Source organism: Blastocatellia bacterium, from assembly GCA_025054955.1.
Classification (GTDB): Bacteria; Acidobacteriota; Blastocatellia; order HR10; family J050; genus JANWZE01.
The window spans coordinates 1-22538 of sequence record JANWZE010000068.1; the positions used below are offsets into that span (position 1 = coordinate 1).

Sequence of the window (22538 nt, forward strand, 5' to 3'; positions counted from 1 at the left end):
TGGCAATGGCATTGGCGACATCGTCTCGCTGTTCGACCATGTCGACCACAAACGCCTGACGAGCCGGCGTGTCAAACGCATTGATGATGCCCTGAAAAATACTCAGCACGATGATGTGCCAAACCGCGATCACGTGCATCAAGGCGAGAATGGCCAACATCAAGGACTGACTCATGGACAGCGTTTGAGTGATCACCAGGATTCGATGACGATCCCATCTATCCACCAGCACGCCAGCCAAAGGAGCTAAAAGAAAGGTCGGGATCTGACCGGCAAATCCGACCATGCCTAATAAGAGCGCCGAGTCCGTCAGCCGATAGACCAGCCAGCTCGTGGCCACGCGGGTCAACCACGTCCCAATCAGGGAGATGCTCTGCCCGCCAAAATAAAGACGGTAATTCCTATAACGCAAGGCACGAAAGAGGAACTCCAGCCGCTTGACCTCATCCTGCCGTTGCGCCTCAGGTTGCGACATATCATTTCCCATACGACTTTTTTCGTTGCACGACCCAATACAGCAAGAGGAGAAGAATGATCGAGCACGAACCGATGGCCAGCGGGCGGTGGACATTGGTCGAGACCCACACCCATTCTTCGCCTAAAAAGTAGCCGATGACGATGAACGTCGCCGACCAAATGAAACCTCCCGTATAAGCGAACGCGGCAAACACAGGCAGTCGGAGCTTAGTTGATCCAGCCACCAGGGCGATGACGTGTCGGGCACCCGGCAAAAAGTAACCAAACAGCAAGCCCCACTTCCCGACACGATCAAACCACTGGTGGACACGATTGAATTCAGCGGGCCTGAGGTGAACCAGGTGACCGTATTTCTCGACCAGGTAAAGGCCGACCGTGCGCCCTAACCCATAACTGACGGTGATGCCGCAGACGCTGCCCAGAAATGCCGCCGCCACGGTAGCAACAGGATGGAGGTCGCCTTTGTAGATCAGATAGCCAGCAAATGTGAGCACAGCTTCATCTGGAATGGGGATGCCGATGATGCCTAGCATGAGCAAAGAAAAGATCCCCATGTATCCATGCTGTGTCACCCCGTGAAGCACTATTTCCACGCCGAAGGGAGTTTAAAGCCGGTCGGGAACCCCCGTCAAGAAAGTCACCGGCCAGAGTCATGCCTCTTCATCAACCCGATGAGGTCCGTGCGGCGGGGTCCGTCCAGTTCCTGCTTCAGCAGACGCAGCCCAGCCACGACGATATCACGATGGTGAATATCCTCCGTTCCGGGCTGTTGGGACACAGAGAGCCAGAGCTGGTGAATCAGATTCAGGTCTTCTTCGCTCAATTGTGGCTCGTGCGCACCCAGCCGGAAGGCTTTCACTTGTCCGCTTAGTCCAACGACCTCTAGAACGATGGATTTCCGGTCGCTTCCGGGGATCTGCGCCCAGGCGATCTCCAGCCGCTGGCTCTGCTTCTCGGCAGACAGCGCGTGCGACTGTCCCAGGATGATCCGGGAAGCATTCAGCCTGAAGGCCGTCCAGGCGATGCCCGGAAAAACGCCGATTGAAGGCACTACCAGCAGACTCACGGGCCGGCCTAGCCGCTCCGCTACCGCCACGACCTTCGTAAAGAGTAATTGTTGCCATGTGCCGAAGATTTCGTCGTGGTAAAAACGCTCAGCCCCGGAAGACCCACGCATCACCTTGACCGAGACAACAACGACATCTTGCTTGGTGGTATCCGTTTGTTCAAGCGCATACTCCAGATGGCGAAGGTGAGCGCCATTGCGCACGGGTACGAGCACACTGCCCGGTCGCACGCCCACCGCTTCTGGCTCAGCCGTCTCCTGCTCGACCAGTTGAAACTGATCGAGTTCTGGTTCACGCCCGGCCCGCCGGCGCTGGGCGCGCCGCTCCGAGAAGGTGAAGAGAGCGAAGAAGACGCCGGTGAACGCCAGGCCGGAGATGGTGGCCACCTGCTTGGTCAGCAAATTCGTTCCTGCGATGGCGAAGAGCGCGACGGTAATCAAGCCGAGCCCGACCGGCAACTCCAGCCGGCCCACGCGAACATTGAACGGCACGCGGTAGGAGCGCTGGCCCGGCTCGGTAAAGCGCAGCACCAGTACAGCCAGCGCCTTGAAGGCAAAGCTCCAGATCACACCGAAGGCATACGCCTCGCCCAGCACGTAAACGCGTCCGCCACTGATGAGGATCGTGACGATCTGGAGCATCACCACCAGATCAATGATCCGGTAGGTCGTGCCGAATTTGTGGTGCGGAGCGCGGAACCAATCGCTCAATACGCCGTCTTCTGAGACGCGATTCAACACGCCGTTGGAGCCGACAATCGCGGTGTTGACGGCACCGGCCAATATCAGAAAACCGACGAAGACCACAAAACCTTGAAGCAGCAGTTTCATCCAGGCCGGGCCGACCACATACATCGCTAGCCCACCGATCAAGTTGTCGAAATATTCAGACCTCACCTGGTCAGGAATGAGCATCACGGCGAAGAAGGAAACCAGCGAGGTAAAAACCAGGCTGTAGATGAAAATCACCAGCCCCGCGCGGCGCAGATTCTTAATCTTGGGATGCTCGATCTCACGATTGACCTGAGCCAACGATTCTTCACCCGACATGGCCAGAATGGAGTGGCCGAATCCGATCAAGATGGCGATGGGAAGGATATTGGGGAGCCTTGTCCCGTTCAACCATCCCAGCGCCTCATCGCTGAAACGAATGGTTTGGTCGGTCGGCAGTGGCGGAAGCACCGCGCCGCGCACGGCGACGGTGATCACACACCAGGCGATCACCAACACGACCATTACCGTGGTGACCTGCATAATTCGCAACGCCCGCTCTGATGATTCGTGCATGCCTTTGATGTTTTGCCGCCAGAAGTAGAGCGTGATGGCCAACGCGAGGCCGACGGCGATCACCCGCATCTGACCGGAGGACAGGCCGCTCCCACGGAAATGCTGCAGTGTGTCGCTCATCAACCCAGCCAGATACTGTCCTGCCGAAACACCGGAGATCGGCCCGGTCAGGATGTAATCGAACATCAGCGCGGACACGGACAACTTTGCCAGCGGCCGCCCCATCGCCTCTTTCACCACGCGATAGACGCCGCCGCGCGTGAACATGGCGCACGATTCGACATACACCGCCCGCACCGCATAGGAGAACAACATGACGCTCAGAATGAACCACGGCGCCGACTTGCCGACCGCTTCTTCCGCGATACCGCCGACATAAAAGGCCGACGAGGCCAGGTCGCTCAGGACAATGGCGGCGGCCCGCCAGAATGATATGAATGAGAGCAGAACGGTCGTCGCGACCACCACTCGTGCTTTGTCGGTCCGTGCCATAGCCATCGTCGGAGGATCCATAAACCTCGTCAGCTTCCTTTCAGTCAATCACAACAGTAAAGTCCACGCCTTCCCAGCGATCAGCCTCGGGCCAGTAAAACGTAAAATAAACCGCGCTCCCACGCGGGAGCCTCTCCGTTGGTAAGTCAGCCACGTGCACGCCGAGTCCCGTATCCCGTGTCGCCGCGTCTTGCGGCGTCTTCCATCCATCAGTGCTCCAGTGAATCATGGCCGGCGCGAGCGCCTCCAAGCGTAGGATTCTGCCAGTCGGGATCGTCCGACACTTGTTATTGAACCGCCAGATCGCGTAAGGGGAACTCGTCTTCTCAACCTGATAGCGTTGTACGGGCTGGGGCGGCAGATCAAAGACGCGACCTTCGTTGAGGGAGCGGCGCAGCTTAATGTATTCGGCGTGAGCCCAGACGAGCGGCATCGCCGAGCCGGACGGTCGGCCAAAGAAAAGCTCTCGCTCCGGAATGTCAGGCGCGTCCCAGACTTGCTCTGGAATCATTCCCCCTTCATTGGCGAATGCTTCCAGGGTGTGGAGTAATCTCTCCGCCACCTCCGGCCGGCCTGCTGCCAACTCGTAGTGCGCTCGCTCGCCGGTCAGCAAGGGCCAAACCCGCCCCCTCCCTGTGCCGTCGAAGGGCGCACCGTCTTCCCGTTCGCCATAGCCGTCGTCGTTATAGCGGTGCCAGGCCGGACCCGAAGGCGTCTCTACTTTGAGTAACGCATCAATCACTTTCACCGTATTGACAACGCGCGGGTCATCCGGGGCCCGCAGGCCAAAACGCACCAAGGCCAGAGCGTCGGGACTGATCAGGTGAGCCGCGGGCTCCCTACTCTGGCCAGGGGGCCGGTTCTTGATGGCGACGAAACCTTGCGCGGGCGAAGCGGCATCGGCGACCTCCGGTGGAGCGATTCGCACGTAGTACCCTTCAACGCCCACTTCACGAGCCAAGTCCGTATCGGTCACGTACACCCATTGCTCAATGTGCGCATTCCAAGCATCGGCCGCCTCCCGCAGATAAGCTGCCACCGCTGGTTCTCTGTTCACGTCGGCCAGATCCGCGGCAGCCAGCAGGGCCGCAATCTCAACCGCCAACGTGAACGGCGAGTAGCCAGGGTCTTCCTCCCACCGGTCCTGTTGAGTCACCGGGCCATTGCGAACCAGAAAGCCGGCCGCCCGCCGCGTCATGGGCCAGAAACGATTCAAGTCCTCCTCGGCCAACACACGCTGCCGCCGTGCCAGATCCACAAGCAAAATGGGGAAGGCCGTTTCATCCATTTGTATCCCACGCCAAAAGGATGTTCCATCTAGCCACATGTTCTGCGGCCAGTGACCATCGGCTTCCTGCGTGACCTGGAGATAGGCCAGTACCCGGCGGACGTCTTCTTTTGCCCCGGCGGCCAACAGCCCTCCGGCCGCTTCGACCAAGTCACGAGGCCAGACCAGATGATAGCCACCCAGGTCATCATCCCCTCGCGCAAAACCCCAGGGGATGGAGAGACTGGCAATGAGGCCGCCGGGGAAGCGTTTGGCTTCGTGCGTGCGCAGAACCGCCGTGCTGACGCGGTACAAGTTCCGCTCAGGCGGTTGAACTTTATCTAGGGGAAGCAGAGACCGTTGCCACTCTTGCCACATCTCTACGTAATCGGCCATCGCCGCGTCAAAGCCGTCCAGAAGACTGGCCACGGCGCGATGCCCAGCTTCAGCCGGGTTGCGACCAAAACCCAAAGCCAGCACAAACGTGTTGTCGGAGGTGTGCCAATCAATCTCTCCCGTCAGAGCCACGTTGCCGTTCTCGGCTCGGAAGTAGACCCAGGTCATCTGCTTGTGCTGTGCCAGATCTTGCCAGCCATCGGAAAATCCGACGTAGCCGACGGAACGCTTCACCCAGGGCACGGAACAGGCCAGCGCCAGCGCGTTGCCGTCTCGTTCAGCCAAGAGCATCGGGATGCCTTTATAATCGCCGACCCAGGCGGTGTTGCCGCTGCCTCGATTGCCCAGATGTGGAGCCAGGAGAACATAGAGGTGATAATCCTCCGGCGCTCCTTGCAAGGGCACAAAGCGAGTCCGTTGCAGCACTACATCACGTCGGGGATCAGTTAGGATCTCCTTCTCGATGCGATATCGCCCGTGCTGGCAGGTGTTGATGAGCCGGTAGGCAGGTACACCGTCCATCACATAACTCACCTCACAGCGGGTGTGCCGTTTTTCCTCGGAGAAGAATGCCTTCCCATCGGTGACGATCAGACCCATGTCTCGGGTACTGGCTTGATCCACGCGAGGGTAGTAGATCTCGTTCACGATGCTGTGACTGAGCGTGAACCAGACGCGGCTGGTGGGGCTCAGAGCGGTACCCACGCCAGTTTTGGCGCTCGAAGTCCAGCGCGGCGGAATCCCCGGCCAGCCCGGCGCGAATGATTGGCGCTCTTCCATCATCGTTCCTCCTGAATGTGACCAGCCGCTCCCCACTCGATGACAGCCTTGATTTCATTGGGCGGATGTTGACCCAAAGCCGCTGCAAAGTCGGTGTAGGGATAGTGATGAGTGATAAGCTTCGTCACATGATCACCCCAGCGGTGTTGGGCGTCCTCCAGGTCGTCTACGGCCATCTGAAAGTGGTCACGGGCGGCGTTGACGCTGCCTACCATGACCTGATTGTTTAGCACCAACTGACGGATCAATTCGGCGCCGGGGATTTCCAGCGGTCGGTCGCCGCCGGGGATGCCCGTGAGCACATAGACTCCATTGCGGGCCAGGGCGTCCAGCAGATTAAACGCTAAGCCGGGGATGCCCGTGGCCTCAAAGATCAACTCCATCGGTCCGAGTTCATCGCCCACCTTGTCCGGTGGTATCTGACGACCATCAACATAGTGCCCTCCGATATGAACCAGCCACTGCGGACGGGCGCTGGTGTCATCTACAATGTCCAGGCCGTAAACTTCCGCCCCACGCAGCCGCAGCGCCATGGCCGCCAACAGGCCAATAGGTCCCAAGCCGGCAATCAGGCAACGACGACCGAAAAGCCAATTGGGCGTGGCTGGCGCATCCGGGAGCCGGACGAGCTGCAGGCGCACAGCCTCCTCAATCGCCTTTTCCGCAACGGACAGCGGTTCCGTGAGCACCCCAAGCGATTCCAACTCGGTCGGCACGCGCACCACGTATGCTTCTTTGTCTACGACATACTCTGCCTGATAACCATCCAGCCCCCAGATGCCCCGCTCGTGATACCCGCCGGTGCGGCACATGTCGGAGCGATGCATGGCACAGGGCAGACACTGGCCACATCCCCGACGCACGGTGAAGATCGCATAGTCACCCGGCTTCACTCGCGCGACCTCTTGGCCCACTTCTACCACTTGCCCGAGCATTTCGTGACCGATGATTAGCCCCTCTTGACCTTCGGGAGCACGGGCGCGGCCACCGGCGGCTTCCTCCCGGTCGGTGCCACAGATGCCCACGCACCGTACCTGCACCTTGACCTCATCTGGCACCGTGATGGATGGCTCCGCACGATCTTCAAGCCGAAGCGTCGTTGTTCCCGGAACGATGGTGATGGCTTTCATACCGATCAAACTCCATTTGTATATACCGGCTCTATCGGGCCAGGCATTGGCGATGAGTCGAGCGTGCCCTTGCCGACCTGGACCAGCTGTTGATCAATGAGCATCTGGTGAATCTGCAAGAACGCCTGATCTTGTGCTGCCAGATGATCCAGGATGGCACGGATTTCTTCCTCGGCCTTCTGGTTGATCACATATCCGTGGTGCGCCTCCAACCGGTCCCGTTCCGCCTGCCGGCTCTGGCTCATCATGATGATACCGGCTGTAGAGATGGCCAGCAGTGAAAGAGCTAGGTTGGTATTGTATTTCGTTCTTGGTTCTTGCCATACTTAACGCCGCGTAAACTATCGGCGTTGTCACGAGCGAAAAAAGTAATGCGACTGCCAGACCGGAGATGACGGCGATGGCGAGCGGCTGCAGAAGTTCCGCACCTGCGCCAATGCCTAAAGCAAGCGGTAACATTCCGAGAATTGCAGCTAAACTTGTCATCAGGACAGGGCGAATTCTTCTCTTTCCCGAAAACACAAGTGCGTCTTGCAAATTATCGCCTTCTGCCAAGTGCTCTTGGACCGCGTCAAGCATCAGAATTCCGTTTTTGGCGACAATGCCGATGACCATAATCATTCCCATCAAGGAAACGACATTGAGAGTTGATTTCGTGAGGAACAACCCGAACAGCACACCGCCCAGAGCCAAAACCGCACCCGAAACTATCGCAATCGGATGTGCGAATGAACGAAATTCAAACAAGAGAACGAGAAAAACCAACGCGACAGCCAGCAGGAGTGCAACCGCCAATTCGCGGAAACTCCTTTGCTGCTCCTGATAAAGTCCGCCGTATTCGAGTGTCATTCCGGGTGGGAGTTTCACGTCTTTGGCTAGTTGAGTTTTGACTTTGGCGATTGTCGTCCCCAAATCAGCGCCCGTGATTCGAGCTGTAACGGCAACCGACTGGCGCAAGCCGTCGCGTTCAATTTCGGTTTGTCCTGGGTCGTATCGGAGTTCTGCTACTTGGTCAAGGCGGAACATTTGACCAGTTGCAGAACGAATTTGCAAGGATTTTAGCGCATCAAGTGATCGTCTGATATATTGCGGCAAAGTTACGCGGACGGCTATCAGTTTGCCATTTTCTAAGATTGCCGAGGATGCATCTCCGGTCATTGCCGTCGTGACCATGTTGGCAATGTCATTTGCCGTTACGCCGAAACGCCCCGCCGCCTGGGGTATTACTCTGAAGATAACCGCCGCGCCGCTGACGACCACGCCGCTGTTGGTGTCTACTACGCCGGGAACTCTTTTGATTGATTCTTCGATTTGGGCGGCGGTTCGGTATAAAACTTTTTGGTCATCGCTGAAAATGCGGATTTCTACCGGCGCAGGCGAACTTGTCAAGTCGCCAATTAAATCCGATAGAATACCGGCAAACTTAACGCGAAGAGCCGGTTCAGATGAGTCTATTTTCTGCCTTAATTCGTTAATTACTTCTTCAGTTGAACGCTCACGATTGGGTTTTAATTTGACAAGGAAATCGCCGGTGTTCGGTTCCGATATAGCCAGACCGAGCCGCAAGCCGGTGCGCCGTGAAAAGCTCTCAACTTCCGGAGTTTCGTTCAGCATTTGCTCAACATGCCGCAACATTCGGTCGGTTTCTTCAAGGGATGTTCCCGGCGGGGCAATGTAATCAAGCACGAACGCCCCTTCATCAAAAGCCGGTAAAAATTCCGAGCCCAGATTTTGATAAAGAAGATAAGAACTCGATAAAATCAAAGCCGAAAGAACCAAAACGACAAAACGATTTTTGAGAGAAAACCGCAAAACCGATTCGTATCGCGCCATGATAAACCTCATGATAAAGCCGCTTTCGGCTTCTTCGTCGCGTTCATCGGCTTTGAGTTCGCTCTCGGAAACTTTCGGTTTTCTCTTCCGCGTCCCCACGGAAGGAATGAGTGTTTGCGCCAGAACCGGCGTGAAAGTCAGCGCGAGCACAAGCGAAGTCAGAAGAGCGACCGTCATCGTCAAAGCGAGCGAGCGGAAAAATACGCCTGTTATGCCTGACAATAGCGCGAGCGGCAAGAAAACCACGACCGGGGTAACAGTTGATCCGATTATTGGAACGGTAATCTCCGAAATTGCTTTCTGCACGGCTTCGACCCGCATTTGCCCCCGTGAAAGATGCGAGTAGATGTTTTCAACAACTACGATTGCATCGTCAATAACTAGTCCGATTGCCGCAGCCACACCGCCCAAAGTCATCAGATCAAATGACAACCCAACGAGATACATCGCTAGGAACGTCGCTAAGACCGTGACCGGAATCACCAAAATTGCAACAAAAGTTGTTTCCCAATTTTTGAGGAAAGCATAAAGAATGACAACCGAAAGAAACAATCCCAAGAGAATCGCATCTCTGACCGAATTCATCGAATCACGCACCAGAAGCGATTGGTCATAAAACGGCGCAACTTTGACATCCGTCGGCAGCGTTTTCCGAATTGAATCCAGTTCCGCTTTGATTTCGTCCATGACGGTAACGGTATTTGCATCCGGTTGACGCAAAATATTAAGCAGAACGGCGCGTTTTCCGTCCGCCGTAACAATGGTGTAGTTCGGCTCTACACCCGATTTTACTTCAGCAATGTCCGCAACTGTGACCGGCACGCCGTTGACTGTGCCAACGACAATCGAATTCAAATCATCCGGCTTTGCTGCTTGTCCGCTGACAAGTGCGAGCTCAAGCTTATGATCACTTTCAAGAAGTCCGGGGGAAGCAAGCAGGTTGGAACTTTTAACTGCTTCCGCAACCTGTTGGAGCGTCAGTTGACGGGCGGTTAATTTTTTCTCATCGATGACGATGTGAAATTCGCGGACCTCACCGCCCACCACTCTTACATCTGCAACGCCCGGTAGGCGCGCAAGGCGTGGCTTGACGGTATAGGCCGCCAAATCGCGCAAAGTTGCTGCATCGCGCTTATCGGAAGTCAGGCTATATCCGGCAACAGGAAAGACGGCAAATGTGAGCCGGTCAACCCGCCTGATTTGTGCTGTCGGCGGCAAACTGACTCGCGACAGCTGTGCCTGCACAAGTTGAAGCGTCTGCACGATGTCAACCTTCCAGTCGAAAAAGAGGTTGATGTCGCATGACCCCCGCGAAGTTGTTGATTTGATTCTTTGAATACCGGGAATACCGTTCATTGCTTCTTCAATTGGGCGCGTCACGGTCACGAGCATTTGTTCAGCGGGAACTACGCCGTTATCAACGATAATCACGATTCGAGGAAAATCCGTTTGCGGAAAAAGGGCGGATGGCAACTGCAAAGCGGAATACAATCCCGTCGCGCACAGTAAAATAACAAGCGCGATAACAGCGCGTCTTTGCCCGGAAATTGAATCCGCTAAGTTCATTTTGCTTCTCCCGGCTGTTTCGGATTATTGGCTATGATTTCAACCCGCGTACCATCAGGCAATGAATAATTGCCTTCGATGATGACCGTTTCTCCGCCCGATAAACCAGAAACGATCTGAGTCAATTCATTCGTCCGGATTCCGATTTCAACTTTCCTTTCGCGGGCAATGCTGAATTGATCCACAATCATCACAACGCCCGTTTTTTCATTCGCGTCGTCAAGAACAACTGCGGAATTGGGCACGACAACCGCGTCGGTTTGCGTGTTTACGCTGATAACGACGTTTGCCGCACCGCCGATTCGCAACCTTCCCGCGCGGTTGTCCAACTTTACCCAAACTTCTGTTGTCCGATTATTCGGGTCGGTTGAGCGAGAAATCAGCGATACCTTGCCGCTCATCCGCTCGCCTGGCAGATCGTTTGGATATATTGCCACTGCATCGCCTTCTTTCAGATCCGAAATGACCGTATCGGAAAAGTTCGCTTTAACGATGACTTCGCTCGCGTCGGCAATAGTCAGGATTTTTCCTCCAGCAGTCGCGTATTCCCCGTCAAATTGCGTTTGCTCAACCACGAAACCGGAAATCGGAGCGCGAATTTCAGCCAGATTCATTTGCGTTTGTAGACTTCTAATACGCTGTTCGGCTTGTGCAACTCGTGCTTGCGCCATTTGCAAGTCGAGGGGATTGATAGCTTTTGTTCGGAGATCTTTCAACTCTTCTAAATACTTAAGATTGTCCTCGGCTTGTGTTAAGGCAAGTTGAGCAGCTTCCAGATCCTTGAGTGCAAGACCACCTTTTTCATATAGGAATTTGCGTCTTTCGTAAAGATTGCGGGCATTATCAACGGCGGCACGGGCATCGCGCAAATCTTTTTTCGTTTGAATATCGGCCTGCGGAATTGTTGACCGTAGGAGAGCCTGGACATTCAATTTTGCTTCTATGAGTGCGGTCTCGGCCTCGCGTTTCTGTGCTTCCAGATCACTTGTGTTAATGGTGGCTAAGAGCTCTCCCTTTTTAACGAATATGTCTTTCAAAATCCGCAGACCTTTTAATTGACCGCTCAAGTTTGAACTCACTACTGCCTGCCGCGCAGGAAAAATCGTTCCGATCGCGGAAACTTCGGATGAGATTGTTCGTTTTTCAGCCTGTGCAATGCGGACGCTGACGACCAACTCGTTTTCGTTTTTCCCCGCAGGATCCGATGAAGGCGATGGTGAGAAAAAATACAGCCAGCCCAAAACTCCAGCAAACAGAAAAAGAATCAGAGCTAAAACGACCGTTGAACGGCGTCCTGCCCTTAGTTTTTCTTGCTTGCTATCACTCGTGCCGGTTTCTTCTAATAAATTTTCCGGCACAATCTCTTCCACATTTTCCGTCGCCGGCTCTTCCACGTCGTTCACAGCTTCCTCGAGATTCTCATTTCATTTCTTAGAGTTTCGCGTCAGGTTTATTGTCCAGTCGCAAAGCGCAGTTGTGCGACGGCAATGCGATAATCGTAAATTGCTCGGAGAAGCGCATTGCGCTGAACGATAACTTGAGTCTGCGCGTCAGTTACTTCGATAATTTGTGTTTCGCCCGCCCGATACCGCAAGATTGCTACTTCCAGAATTTTTTGAGCCTTGCTTAAATTTTCCTCCAGAGACCGAATCCGAAAAGCCGCCGACTTTGCCTGTGTCATATTCGAGTTAAATTGAGCGATAAATTGCCGCTCAGCGAAAATACGCGAAGTCTCGGAAATCTGCGCTCTAAATTGGGCCTGTTTTTGACGGCTTTTGCTTGCGCCCCAATCAAAAAGGGGAATTGAAATGCCGACTGTCGCTCTGACTCCAGTTGAATTTCCTATTCTTCCCGAACGCAAGGAATCGGAAATAAAACCGATGTCAATTGAACAAATCAGTCGCGGCATAAGTTCGGCTTTAGCGATTTTTGCATCTTCTTGTGCAGCTTTAGTTTCAGCGTGAAGCTGCTGCAATTCGGGACGATTCATAACTGCCTCAAGCGAAAATCGTTCAAGTTCGTTCCTGTCTGGTATCAATAATTCCAGGTCCGAAACAGCGATTTCCTGCGAAGCGTCAAGCCCCAGCAGTGCAAGTAAATAATCAGCAGCAATGCGTTCATTGACACGCGCTTGTTCAAGCTCATCTCGGCGGTTATCCGTTTGAATTTGCGCCCGCAGTAAGTCAACCGGCGCAATTTCGCCGCCCTCGACAAGCAGTTTTGTCAGTTTTTCAAATTCTTCGGCCGATTGCAGACTCGCCTCCGCCGACTTCCTCTTTGCTGTTGCCAAAGACAAATTCAAGTAAGCTTCATCAGTTGCGTTGATTAAGTTGCGACGTGTGATTTCTGTTCCGGCTTTGGCGGCTTGCAGTAAAAATTGAGCGCGGCGGCGGTTTGCTCGCAATCTTCCCGAAATGTCAAGCTCGCCAGAAACCGCCACTAATCCCTGGTACTCGGTTATCGCGTTTGCACCTAGAAAGGATGGCGGACGAAGTGTTCCAACTGGAATTGGGCCCACAGTTGGCGAGTTGTAAATAAGCGTCGGATTAGCGGAAACTCTAGGCAAAAAGGCTTTGTTGGATTGAAAAACATCTTGCGCCACGATTTGTTCGTTGAGCTGCGATTGCTTAAAAGTTGAAGCTTGCATCAGAGCAAGTCTGACAGCTTCATCACGCGAAATAAATCGCGGCTGATTTTGCAGTCCCGGTTGAGTTGTTTGCCCTACAGTCAGATTCACTGTGCCGACCATAATCAATTCGGCAAGTAACACCACCATTTTAGCTTTCATCCGATTCCACTGTAACTGGCCCGTGCGTGGTTCGACGCTCAACAACAGGTAGACCCCCTCAAAGACAAACTTGGCCTTCTGCGCCGCTTTGACGCCGCGCGACGCCCAGGCCCGCCGCTCTTGTAATCCCAGTCGTATCTCAGCGACCTCCGTCACTCGCTCCCCCCGCTTGACACCCGCCTGCTTCAACGCCCGGCCCAGACTCTTTTTTCCAGGCCGCCTGACGCTCGTGATCCGCCTTGTCTGACTGCCGACGCGACACCTTCTTGGTATTTATGCTTCTCTGTCCATGCGACCAGAGGAGTCATCAGTCAAGCGCCCATTCAGTGTGAAACATGCCTTGAGCGTCCACCCGTTCGTAAGTGTGAGTGCCAAAGTAATCGCGTTGGGCCTGAATCAAGTTGGCTGGCAGCCAAGCGCTCCGGTAACCATCGTAGTAGGCCAGTGCCGACATCAATCCGGGCACCGGAATGCCCAAGTCCACAGCCATACGCACAACGACCCGAAGGTCTTGCTCCCGCGTCACGAGCCTTTGAGCCAATACAGCATCGGTCAGCGGGTTGAGCAAATTCGGTTGGACGATGTAGGCTCCGCGGATGCCTTCGAGCAGTGCCGTCCGGATGGTGCAACCACCGCGCCAGATTCGGGCCACATCCTCTAAATTCAGTTCGTAGCCATAGGCATGTGAGGCCACACGAAGCAGGCTCATGCCCTGCGCATAGGTGAGGATCATCCCAACATGGAGCGCCTGGCGCAGGTGATGAATGAAACGCTCTCGCTCGCCCCGGAAAGCCAGTGAAGGCCCAGAGAGGATCTGGCTGGCGGCAATCCGCTCGTTTTTGTAGATGGACAGGTCGCGCATTACCACCGCCGCGTCCATGGTTGGCACTGGGACTCGCAGGTTCATCGCCTCCTGCGAGGCCCACTGCTCCGTCCCGTTTTGCCTGGCCGCGTCCAGAATCACGTCTATCAGCCACCGGCCCGTTTTCTCGTCCTCACGGCGGAAGATGTGGGCCGTGATCTCGATCAGATAAGAATTCAGTTCCTCCCGATTCCATTGCTCGTAGACAGCGCGCAACTGGCTATTGGTAAGACCCAGTCCACGCTTCATTAAGTCGTACGTCTCGGCAATGAGCTGCATGAACGCGGACTCGATACCATCGTGGACCATCTTGACGTAGTGACCCGCCGAGCCAGGTCCCAAGTAAGCGACGCATGGCTCGGTGTCCACTTTTGTCGCGATGGCCTCAAAGATAGGCTGCACCCGTTCGTAGCCCTTGGCGGAGCCGCCGGGCATCAGGCTGGGGCCATAACGTGCGCCGTGCTCACCGCCGGCGATGCCGACGCCCAGGAAGTGGATACCCTTTTCCGCCAGCATCACCGCTCGCCGATTGGTGTCTTTGAAGTGCGATGGGCTGCCGTCAATAATCAGGTCGCCCGGCTCCAGATGAGGTATCACTTTTTGGATAACTGCATCAACCAGCGGACCAGCCTGTACCAGGATCATCACCGCTCGAGGCGTGCGTAGTCGGTCAACCAGTTCTTCCAGGTTCTCCGCGCCCTGAATATTCCGACCTTCAGCCACCTCTCGCAAGACCTCGACGTGGCGCCAATCTTTTTCATAACCGACCACTGAATAGCCATGATCGGCTATGTTCAGCGCCAGGTGGCGACCCATCGTCCCCAGACCTATCAGGCCGATGTCATGTCTTCTTTGACTCATGCCATTCCTCCTGTTCAAGCGTTTTTCGACGGCCGCCCGATCACTGTCGGAAAAGAGGGCTTCAATCTATTCCAGTCAGAGCGATAAGCCATCAGACCGTCTTCTTCTGATCCGCTCGGATTGGTTGACCCACGCTACGACTGCTTCTTTTCGCCCTCCCGGATGTTCTTGACGAAGCGATTCACCAGATTCTCGACGGCTTTGTTAATCGTCTTTTCCGACTTATTGAAATCAACTGTCTCGGTGTCGTAACCTCGCCAGATCAGCAGATTCGATTGCGGATCAATGATGTCCAGGACCATGGTTGACTCCGTGTAGGGGATATTCCAGACATCGAACTCGCCGCCCCAGGGGCCCCAGCCCCACCAGCCACCCCAGCGCCCCCACCGGTGCCAGCCCCACCCAATCGGAAAGCCATAGTTGATGTATCGCGTGTCGTACTTTTCCTTGGTGCCCATATAATAAGCTACCAGAAAGCTGGGCTCCCGGTTCGTCACCCGCTCAAATCCATTTTCGGCGAGCTGCTGCTCGATAGCCGTGCGGATGCGCTCATTCCATAAAGTATTGGTCCCCACCGGATCCTTCGGCATCCGAGTCTGGACTTTGAAATCCCAGGTCTTCAACCTGGCAAAATCGAAGCTCCGGTCATAGTCCGACTTAGTCTCGGCCAGCACGATCCGACTGAGCGGCAGCAGAACCAATACGGCCAGGATCACACCGGCTCTTAGGTTTTTACTCGACTTGTTTCCTGAGTTCATATCTCCTCCATTCAATCTTTCTTTTCTGAGACGACGGTTGAAGCGAACCATCATCGGGGTTCACGCAAGTGGAGTCCGCCGTGGCGGACTGCTTCACCACTCGTTTTCCGACTTGTTTACACTACATCATCCTCCAGATAAGCTCGTAACATCCAAGCCATTTTTTCGTGCCGCTTCATCAGCTCGATCAAGAAATCGTTGGTACCCATATCATGATACTGATCAGCACACCTCTGCAGATCATCCCGCAAACGGCGAATCACGCTTTCATGATCAATGAGAAGGTTTTCTATCATGCCACGAGCGGCAGGATAGTAACCCGGACGCTCTTTGAGCCTGGCGTGTTGTAAGAACTCCGTCAGTGTGCCTATGGCTCGTCCGCCTAGAGAACGCGCTCGCTCTGCGACCTGATCCACAATGTCATCCAGCTCGGTATATTGCGCTTCAAAGAATTTGTGCAGGTCATTGAACTGCGCTCCGAGCACATTCCAGTGGTAGTTTCTTGTTTTCGTATAGAGCAGATATTCATCTGCCAACAGCGTGTTGAGGATATGCGCAACACCGTCGCGTTGTTCATCTGAAAGTCCGATGTCAGGTTTCATAGAAGTTGCTCCTTTCAGTTCATTACTCCTTTTGCCGGCTTCCGGCTCGATTATTCCTTCGCGCCCGCTTGCTGAAGCACTTGAGCGATGTCAACGAAGTTTTCGCTATTGGCCAGCGTCAAAGCTGTCTTGCCATCATTGCGCTTCGCATTCACATCGGCGCCAGCCTCCACCAGCGCTTTCACTGTGTCGAGGTGTCCTGCCAACGTTGCCTCCATCAAAGCGGTGACCCCATTTACATCTTTGGCATTCACATCGGCGCCAGCCTTCACCAACATTTTCACGACATCGGTGTTGCCCCTGTAGGCAGCGGCACTGAGCGGCGTCCCGCCATCGTTGTCTTTGGCATTGACCTGGGCGCCGTGCGCCAGCAGCACTTTCACAACATCCGTCTGACGATTCAACGCCGCTTTCAATAACGCCGTCTCGCCTTCATCATCCTTGGCATTCACATCGGCGCCATGTTGCAGCAGCGCCTTCACAATCTCGGTGTGACCGTACTCTGCCGCCAGCATCAAGGCGGTCCGACCAGCCCGGTCCCGCGCATCCACATTCGCGCCCTTGGCTAACAGTTCATTCACTGTTTGGGTGTGTTTGTACTTGGCCGCTCGAATCAAGGCTCGACCCTCGATTCGGCTGCACCCGAAGAGCGGAATCAATAGGCTGAGCATCAGAACAATGACTCGTGGTTGTCTCATCAGTCGCCTCCTGTTTGTTCATTTTTCCAAAGCCCTAGAACGATCGCTTGTGCAATCACTGTGCCGATTCCTGTCTCGCCCTCGTCTCCTCAAAAACGTTCTGAAAATGCAAGGGGGTAGAAGCCGGTCACCGATCTGATTTTTACTCATCCCGAGCGAGGCAGAATTGCATCGCTCATCAAATCTGCCACAAAGTGCCTGGCTCCTCGTCACTCTGGCGGTGCCGCCCTTTCTGGCTGCATGAGCCGTTTTCCTACCAACAGGCTTCTCATGCGTAGTCGCGCTTTGTGCAGTTGCGATTTCGATGTGCCTGCACGAATCCCCAGCATCCGAGCGATCTCTTCATGCTCATAGCCTTCGACATCGTGAAGCACCAGCACGCTGCGATACCCGTTCGGCAGTTGCCTGAGCGCGCGCTCCAGGGCCATGCGATCAATCAGGGTTGCTTCACTCTGACGTCTGGATCGGCTCTCCTCGGCCAGGCTGTGGACAGAGCCCTCTCCGATTGGCTCTTGCATCGGCTTCCGCTTCTTGCGCCGCAGGTGCATCAAGACCGTATTGACGGTCAGGCGATAAAGCCAGGTGGACAGAGCGGCCTCCCCCTGAAACGTACCGATCTTGCGATGAAGCTGCACAAAAACGTCCTGCATGACATCTTCTGCCTCGGCCGAGTTTCCCAGCAGGCGAAGGCACAGCGAATAGACTTTTCGGACGTGCGCTCGATAAATCTGTTCGAACGCCACTTCGTTGCCTGCCGCTGAGGCTCGAGCTAGTTCAATGTCGCTCGTAGGAATCGTTTCTGTGCTCACCATAGCTACCCTCACGTCTCCATCGTTTGCAACTTGGCCGTCAATTATGGCGGCTATCACTCAGACGAATTGCTATCCTCACATCTCTACCTCTGCTTTGCGACGGGGCGGGGACTTGCAAGCAGGGACCCCCTTGGCGTCGTCCGCTCGTGGCTCTGGCTCATGATTCGATTCACCTCGTTGAGAAATTCGCTAGGATCGCTCGACTTCAATACGTAGCTATCCGCCAGCCACGACGTGTAATCATCCTGGAACGAAAGGTAGGCCGTCAGGAGAATGACAGGCAAACCGGGATGATCATGCACGATGTGTTGAAGCAAATTGAGCCCGTTTTCAGCGCGAAGCTTAATATCCAGGACGATGAGATCGAACGGTTCGTGGTTGATTAACCGCATCGCCTCGTGGCCTGAGATGGCTTCGAGTACATCATGGCCTTGGTCGGCCAGAACACCCGAATAAAATAACCGCATACTCGGCTCGTCGTCTACTAACAAAACTCTCGCCATCGTGCTTCCTCCTCCTTTTTGGAAGGCTCGTGTTCGTTGGCCTACCAGGATAACAGTGGTGGAAAGCATAAGAACGGCTCAGACGCTCGTCCGTATCCTTTTTCATATCCTCTATAAGACGGCCCTCAGCGCATTGTTGAATCTGCTGGCGACCATTTCCCAATCAATGGCTTGGAAGAATGCTTCGATGTAGTCAACCCGCTTCAATCCATAGTCCGTCATGTACGCGTGCTCAAAGACATCCATAATGAGCAGCGGAATACCGCCCGCCAGATGTCCCAGATCGTGTTCATTGATCCAGGCATTGAACGTGCGGTGAGCCAGTGGGTCAAGATAAAGAACTACCCAGCCAATGCCTCTAATCGTACCGGTGGCTTTGAAATCTTTCTCCCAATTTCCATACGAGCCAAAGTCGTCCAGGAGCTGTTTGAAAAAAGCCGAGCCTTTGTCCAGCGGCTTTCCGCCGTTGGCCATGTTGCTGAAATAGTATTCGTGCAATCGCATGCCGTTGAACTCCCAGCCAAAGCGGCGCTTCAACGTGGCGTATTCAGGTGCTTCCACGCGCGCGTCGCGAACCACGTGAGCCAGCGCCTGTGCGAACTTGTTTGTGGTCGCTACATAACCTTGATAGAGCGCAAAGTGGTTCATCAAGAGCTGATCGCTGAATCCTGGTGTTCCGAGTAGGTGATCAAAATTCTTTGCTTTGTACTTCATGCCGTCTCTTTTGTGGTTTCGTTCGTGTCCTGAACCGGCTTGTCCGGCTCATCGCGTTTGTTGTCTTCCTGGTGGAGTCCTCGCTTGAACTCCGTGATTGCGCGGCCAAGCGAGCCGCCGATTTCCGGCAGCCGCCGTGCGCCGAACAACAGAAGGACAATGACCAGGATGATCAACAGTTCCGGGAATCCGATGGTTTCAAACACAGGCTATCCTCCACCAGACGGCGAGCAGCAAACGGGAGGGTCCAACGCCCCTCCCATTTGCTCGCCATCAGTGATCAACCAGAGAAGGACGCGAATGAGGGCGAGATGGAGCGACGGGAAGCTGACCCTCCATCCCGTTCCTTCTGCCCCCATGACCCCATCTGCTGAACCTTCTTGGTTGCGTACTGACGGCTGAACATGAAACGATCATAGTTCGGCTCATTGCGACTCGATGACGACGTAGAACGATTGTCCGCTCCGATTCACGAGCAGCAGCACAGGGCCATTTCCCGCCTGATCAACGGCGCGCTCGAACTCACGGACGGTGGTGACAGGTTGACGATTCACCTCTTGAATCACATCGCCGCGTTGTAAGCCGGCGTCGGCTGCCGTGCTCCCGGGTTCCACGTCAACGATCACGACGCCGCGCGTGGAGATCGGCAGGCCCAACTGCCGGGCCACTTGCGGCGTGAGATCATCAACGCTCACACTGTCGAGGGCGCTCGCCTGCTCGTTGCTCTGATTGCCGCGAGACTCCGGGCTCGGCAGCTCACCCAGGGTGACCGACACGTCGCGTTCCTGACCGTTGCGGAAGACTTTCAGGCGCACGGTGGTCCCCGGCGCTGCCTGAGCGATCTTCAGTTGGAGCTCACGACTTTCATGGATGGGCTGGCCGTTAAGTTCAAGGATAATGTCGCCTTTGGCCAAACCACTGTGTGCCGCCGGGCTGTCGGGCCGGACATCGGCTACCAGCGCCCCGCGCGCCTGGCTGAGCCCGAAGGCTTTGGCAATAGCCGACGTCACGGGCTGGATAGTCACACCTAAATAACCACGGACCACTTTTCCGTGCCGGAGGATTTGCTCCATCACGTGACGGGCCATATTGACAGGGATGGCGAACCCGATGCCCTGATTGCCTGCGGCGCCGCTAGAGAGGATCGCCGTGTTGATGCCGATCAACTCGCCACGTGCATTGATGAGCGCCCCGCCGGAATTACCCGGATTGATGGGAGCGTCCGTCTGGATGAAGTCCTCATAATCTTCGATTCCGAGGTTGCCGCGCCCGGTGGCACTGACAATCCCCATGGTCACCGTCCGGCTGAGACCAAAGGGATTGCCAATCGCAAACACAAGATCACCCACTTGAACCTTCGAGGAATCGCCCAGTGTGAGCGTCGGTAGATTGCCGGCATCAACTTTCAGTACGGCCACGTCAGTTTTCGGGTCGGTGCCCACAATGCGCGCTTTGAGTTCGCGGTTATCGTCCAGAAAAACCCTAATATCTGTGGCGCCATCAACCACGTGGTTGTTCGTGAGGAGGTACCCTTCAGGGCTGATGATGACGCCGGAGCCCAGGCTCTGCTCGCGCCGCTCGCGCGGAACGTTGAACTGGAATTGGTCACCGAAGAATCGTCGGAAGAACGGGTCGTTGAAGAACGGCGCCCAGGGACCTGCCCCTGGCGTGCGAACCATCTTCGAGGAAGAGATATTCACGACCGCAGCCATCGCCGGTTTGACAATGGGAGCAAAGGTCATAGGCAATGGCGCGTGAGCGTCACCTCTCGCCCTGTCGTTCGCGATGTACATGGGAACCGCCTGGCCTGAGCCGAACGGCACTCCTTGGCTCTTAGCGGTGACCAGTGATCCAGCCACTCCGCCCACAATCAGCGCCACCGCCAGCCCGACGGCTCCTACCCACATTCGTATTTTTAACACCCTTCCCTCTGCCATTTTTTCCATCTCCTCGCTTTCAATGCTCCGCCCGACGGCCCTCCCACCAAGCGGCATGCGTTCTGCTGAACTTGAGACATGCATGAACGTCCTCCTCAATCAATCCGGCTGACGCCTACTGCTGCTGCTGTCGTAGCGTTTCTACCTTGAGATTGTTCGTCACACTGAACGCCAACGTATCACCTCGCACAATCGTCTCGGCCACCTGTCGCTCGACCGAATTATTGACCACACCTTCGAGGATGACGTTCCCATTATCAACGATAATGTGGATCGGCGGATAGGGTTGGAACGCATATCGCTCAAACTCCGGGTTATGATAGATCAACCGGGCGATCCGAATGCGCAATTGATCGTCAAAGATCGAAGTGGGGAGAACCTGAATCTCGTTCTGCACGGCCCTGACACCAGGCACACGGGCAGCCAGCCGCTCGTAATCGTTTTTGCGCCACGGCTCACGCACCCATCCCTTCAACGTCACCACACCGCTGTTCACGTCACCCGTGATCCAATCGAAGATGTCGTAGAACGCATACGTGCGGATGTTTCTGGCCACGGCGTCAGCAATCTGCTGATCAGAAAGACTGCCTGGCAGAACGGTCAAGCGGTTCTCCACTGCAACAACATCATCGAAGCCGCGCGCGTCTTTCTCCGCTTGCAGCTTCTCAGCCAAGCTGCGCACGGTTCCTGTCAGCGTCACGATGCCATCTTCAACCAACACCGTGATGTTATTCTCTCGCTGCAGGTGGTGCTTGATGAGTCGGTGCTCCACCAGTGTCTTGATCGTCTCATCCGACAGGCGACTGCGACTCTGTTGAGCCATCACGAAAGCCGCGCGCCCGCCCAGACTCATAACGATCAGCAAAACCAGCATCGTTCTTTCCATTACCATCATTGGTTCGTCTCCTTCCATTCTGAAAGCCCCTCACGCTATCGTGAGAGAGGGACCCCTTCAGGATTCCAGGCAGCGGGGTCCCTCGGTGGTTGCCGGGTTAAGGCTTACTCTTCTTCGTAGCCGATGCGCGCTGCGCCGGGCGGAGGTCAACGGAGTGCGCCCAATTCTTCCCCTCGCGCTCGGTATACTTCACCGTCGCCTTCATCCCGGATTTGATCGCCGAGGGCTCGACCCGACGGCCAGCCTCGGTGAACTCGGTGTGGTTGTTATAGGCGAATGTGATGGCTTTGCCCCGCTCCATTAGCGTCAGCGTTTCTGCGTTGGTATTCACGGCCGTGATTTCGCCCCGAACGGTCCTCATATTCGCCTTCGTCGCATGCTTGGCCTCGACCTGTCCTGGCGCCTTGTGAGCTTCCGATTTTTGCGACGCCATCACAGCGCCAGACAGGGCAAAGGCCAAAACGACAATGTTGCCAAGCGATAGGAATGTTCTCATGGTTTTCATCTCTCCTTTTGTGAAATGGTTCTTCATGTCCGACTCTTTTTCAGTGCAACTAGCATACCAGTCCATCGCGCGTAGGCATCCGACGCGGAACGCCTCGAATAAACTGGAGTTAGACAGACTCCAGTGAAAGTCACTCCACAATTGCAGGTGAGGCGGATTTGCGCTCACAAACAAACTTGCCCCACACAGCGATGGATGATCGAGGTGGGAGCGACCTTGAGAGGAGGCGTCGTTAGACGCCGTAAGAGGGTAGCCAGACGTGAAGTCTGGGTCGGGCATCCCCCCAGGGCGCCTTGGAGAGGCGCCAGA

Annotated in this window: 19 protein-coding genes and 1 pseudogene; all 20 read right to left on the reverse strand. The window is 55.3% G+C overall.

What is annotated here, in order from left to right; genetic code table 11:
* The coding region (locus NZ823_09405; GenBank protein MCS6805341.1) for an MFS transporter at positions 1-475 on the reverse strand (475 nt) is incomplete at its 3' end.
* Between the two features lies 1 nt (position 476).
* Positions 477-1031 (reverse strand): DedA family protein, encoded by a 555-nt coding sequence (locus NZ823_09410; GenBank protein ID MCS6805342.1) that lies wholly within the window; start codon positions 1029-1031, stop codon positions 477-479.
* 83 nt (positions 1032-1114) lie between these two features.
* Positions 1115-3328, reverse strand: coding sequence for an APC family permease (locus tag NZ823_09415; protein ID MCS6805343.1), 2214 nt, complete (start codon positions 3326-3328; stop codon positions 1115-1117).
* A 34-nt stretch (positions 3329-3362) separates the two neighbouring features.
* A complete protein-coding gene (locus NZ823_09420) occupies positions 3363-5765 on the reverse strand; it encodes a glucan 1,4-alpha-glucosidase (GenBank protein ID MCS6805344.1) in 2403 nt (800 codons plus the stop codon).
* Positions 5765-6895, reverse strand: coding sequence for a glucose 1-dehydrogenase (locus NZ823_09425; protein ID MCS6805345.1), 1131 nt, complete (start codon positions 6893-6895; stop codon positions 5765-5767). The genes NZ823_09420 and NZ823_09425 overlap by 1 nt, the downstream gene beginning before the upstream one ends.
* Before the next feature lie 5 nt (positions 6896-6900).
* Positions 6901-7140, reverse strand: a complete 240-nt coding sequence (locus NZ823_09430) for a DUF1003 domain-containing protein (protein MCS6805346.1) — start codon at positions 7138-7140, stop codon at positions 6901-6903.
* A gap of 94 nt (positions 7141-7234) precedes the next feature.
* A pseudogene (locus tag NZ823_09435) lies at positions 7235-10294 on the reverse strand (efflux RND transporter permease subunit).
* Positions 10291-11697, reverse strand: a complete 1407-nt coding sequence (locus tag NZ823_09440; protein ID MCS6805347.1) for an efflux RND transporter periplasmic adaptor subunit — start codon at positions 11695-11697, stop codon at positions 10291-10293. Before NZ823_09440 ends, NZ823_09435 begins: the two are co-directional and overlap by 4 nt.
* Positions 11698-11744: 47 nt before the next feature.
* On the reverse strand, positions 11745-13271 hold the full coding sequence (locus tag NZ823_09445; GenBank protein ID MCS6805348.1) for a TolC family protein: 1527 nt from the start codon (positions 13269-13271) through the stop codon (positions 11745-11747).
* Between the two features lie 118 nt (positions 13272-13389).
* Complete coding sequence (gene gndA, locus NZ823_09450; GenBank protein ID MCS6805349.1) at positions 13390-14805, reverse strand: NADP-dependent phosphogluconate dehydrogenase; 1416 nt, start codon at positions 14803-14805, stop codon at positions 13390-13392.
* A 134-nt stretch (positions 14806-14939) separates the two neighbouring features.
* Complete coding sequence (locus NZ823_09455; protein ID MCS6805350.1) at positions 14940-15563, reverse strand: DUF4136 domain-containing protein; 624 nt, start codon at positions 15561-15563, stop codon at positions 14940-14942.
* A gap of 116 nt (positions 15564-15679) precedes the next feature.
* A complete protein-coding gene (locus tag NZ823_09460) occupies positions 15680-16165 on the reverse strand; it encodes a DNA starvation/stationary phase protection protein (GenBank protein ID MCS6805351.1) in 486 nt (161 codons plus the stop codon).
* 50 nt (positions 16166-16215) lie between these two features.
* Positions 16216-16863 carry an ankyrin repeat domain-containing protein gene (locus NZ823_09465; GenBank protein MCS6805352.1) on the reverse strand — a complete coding sequence of 216 codons (648 nt, stop codon included), beginning with the start codon at positions 16861-16863 and terminating at the stop codon, positions 16216-16218.
* Positions 16864-17072: 209 nt separating this feature from the next.
* A complete protein-coding gene (locus NZ823_09470; protein MCS6805353.1) occupies positions 17073-17675 on the reverse strand; it encodes a sigma-70 family RNA polymerase sigma factor in 603 nt (200 codons plus the stop codon).
* Positions 17676-17758: 83 nt separating this feature from the next.
* Positions 17759-18178, reverse strand: a complete 420-nt coding sequence (locus NZ823_09475; GenBank protein ID MCS6805354.1) for a response regulator — start codon at positions 18176-18178, stop codon at positions 17759-17761.
* A gap of 111 nt (positions 18179-18289) precedes the next feature.
* Positions 18290-18892 carry a Fe-Mn family superoxide dismutase gene (locus NZ823_09480; protein ID MCS6805355.1) on the reverse strand — a complete coding sequence of 201 codons (603 nt, stop codon included), beginning with the start codon at positions 18890-18892 and terminating at the stop codon, positions 18290-18292.
* Positions 18889-19086 carry a twin-arginine translocase TatA/TatE family subunit gene (gene tatA / locus NZ823_09485; GenBank protein ID MCS6805356.1) on the reverse strand — a complete coding sequence of 66 codons (198 nt, stop codon included), beginning with the start codon at positions 19084-19086 and terminating at the stop codon, positions 18889-18891. The genes NZ823_09480 and tatA overlap by 4 nt, the downstream gene beginning before the upstream one ends.
* A gap of 231 nt (positions 19087-19317) precedes the next feature.
* Positions 19318-20829 carry a DegQ family serine endoprotease gene (locus NZ823_09490; GenBank protein ID MCS6805357.1) on the reverse strand — a complete coding sequence of 504 codons (1512 nt, stop codon included), beginning with the start codon at positions 20827-20829 and terminating at the stop codon, positions 19318-19320.
* Positions 20830-20944: 115 nt separating this feature from the next.
* Entirely contained in the window at positions 20945-21724 is a 780-nt protein-coding gene (locus NZ823_09495) for a BON domain-containing protein (GenBank protein ID MCS6805358.1), read from the reverse strand.
* A gap of 97 nt (positions 21725-21821) precedes the next feature.
* Complete coding sequence (locus NZ823_09500; protein ID MCS6805359.1) at positions 21822-22220, reverse strand: hypothetical protein; 399 nt, start codon at positions 22218-22220, stop codon at positions 21822-21824.
* Positions 22221-22538: the final 318 nt, after the last annotated feature.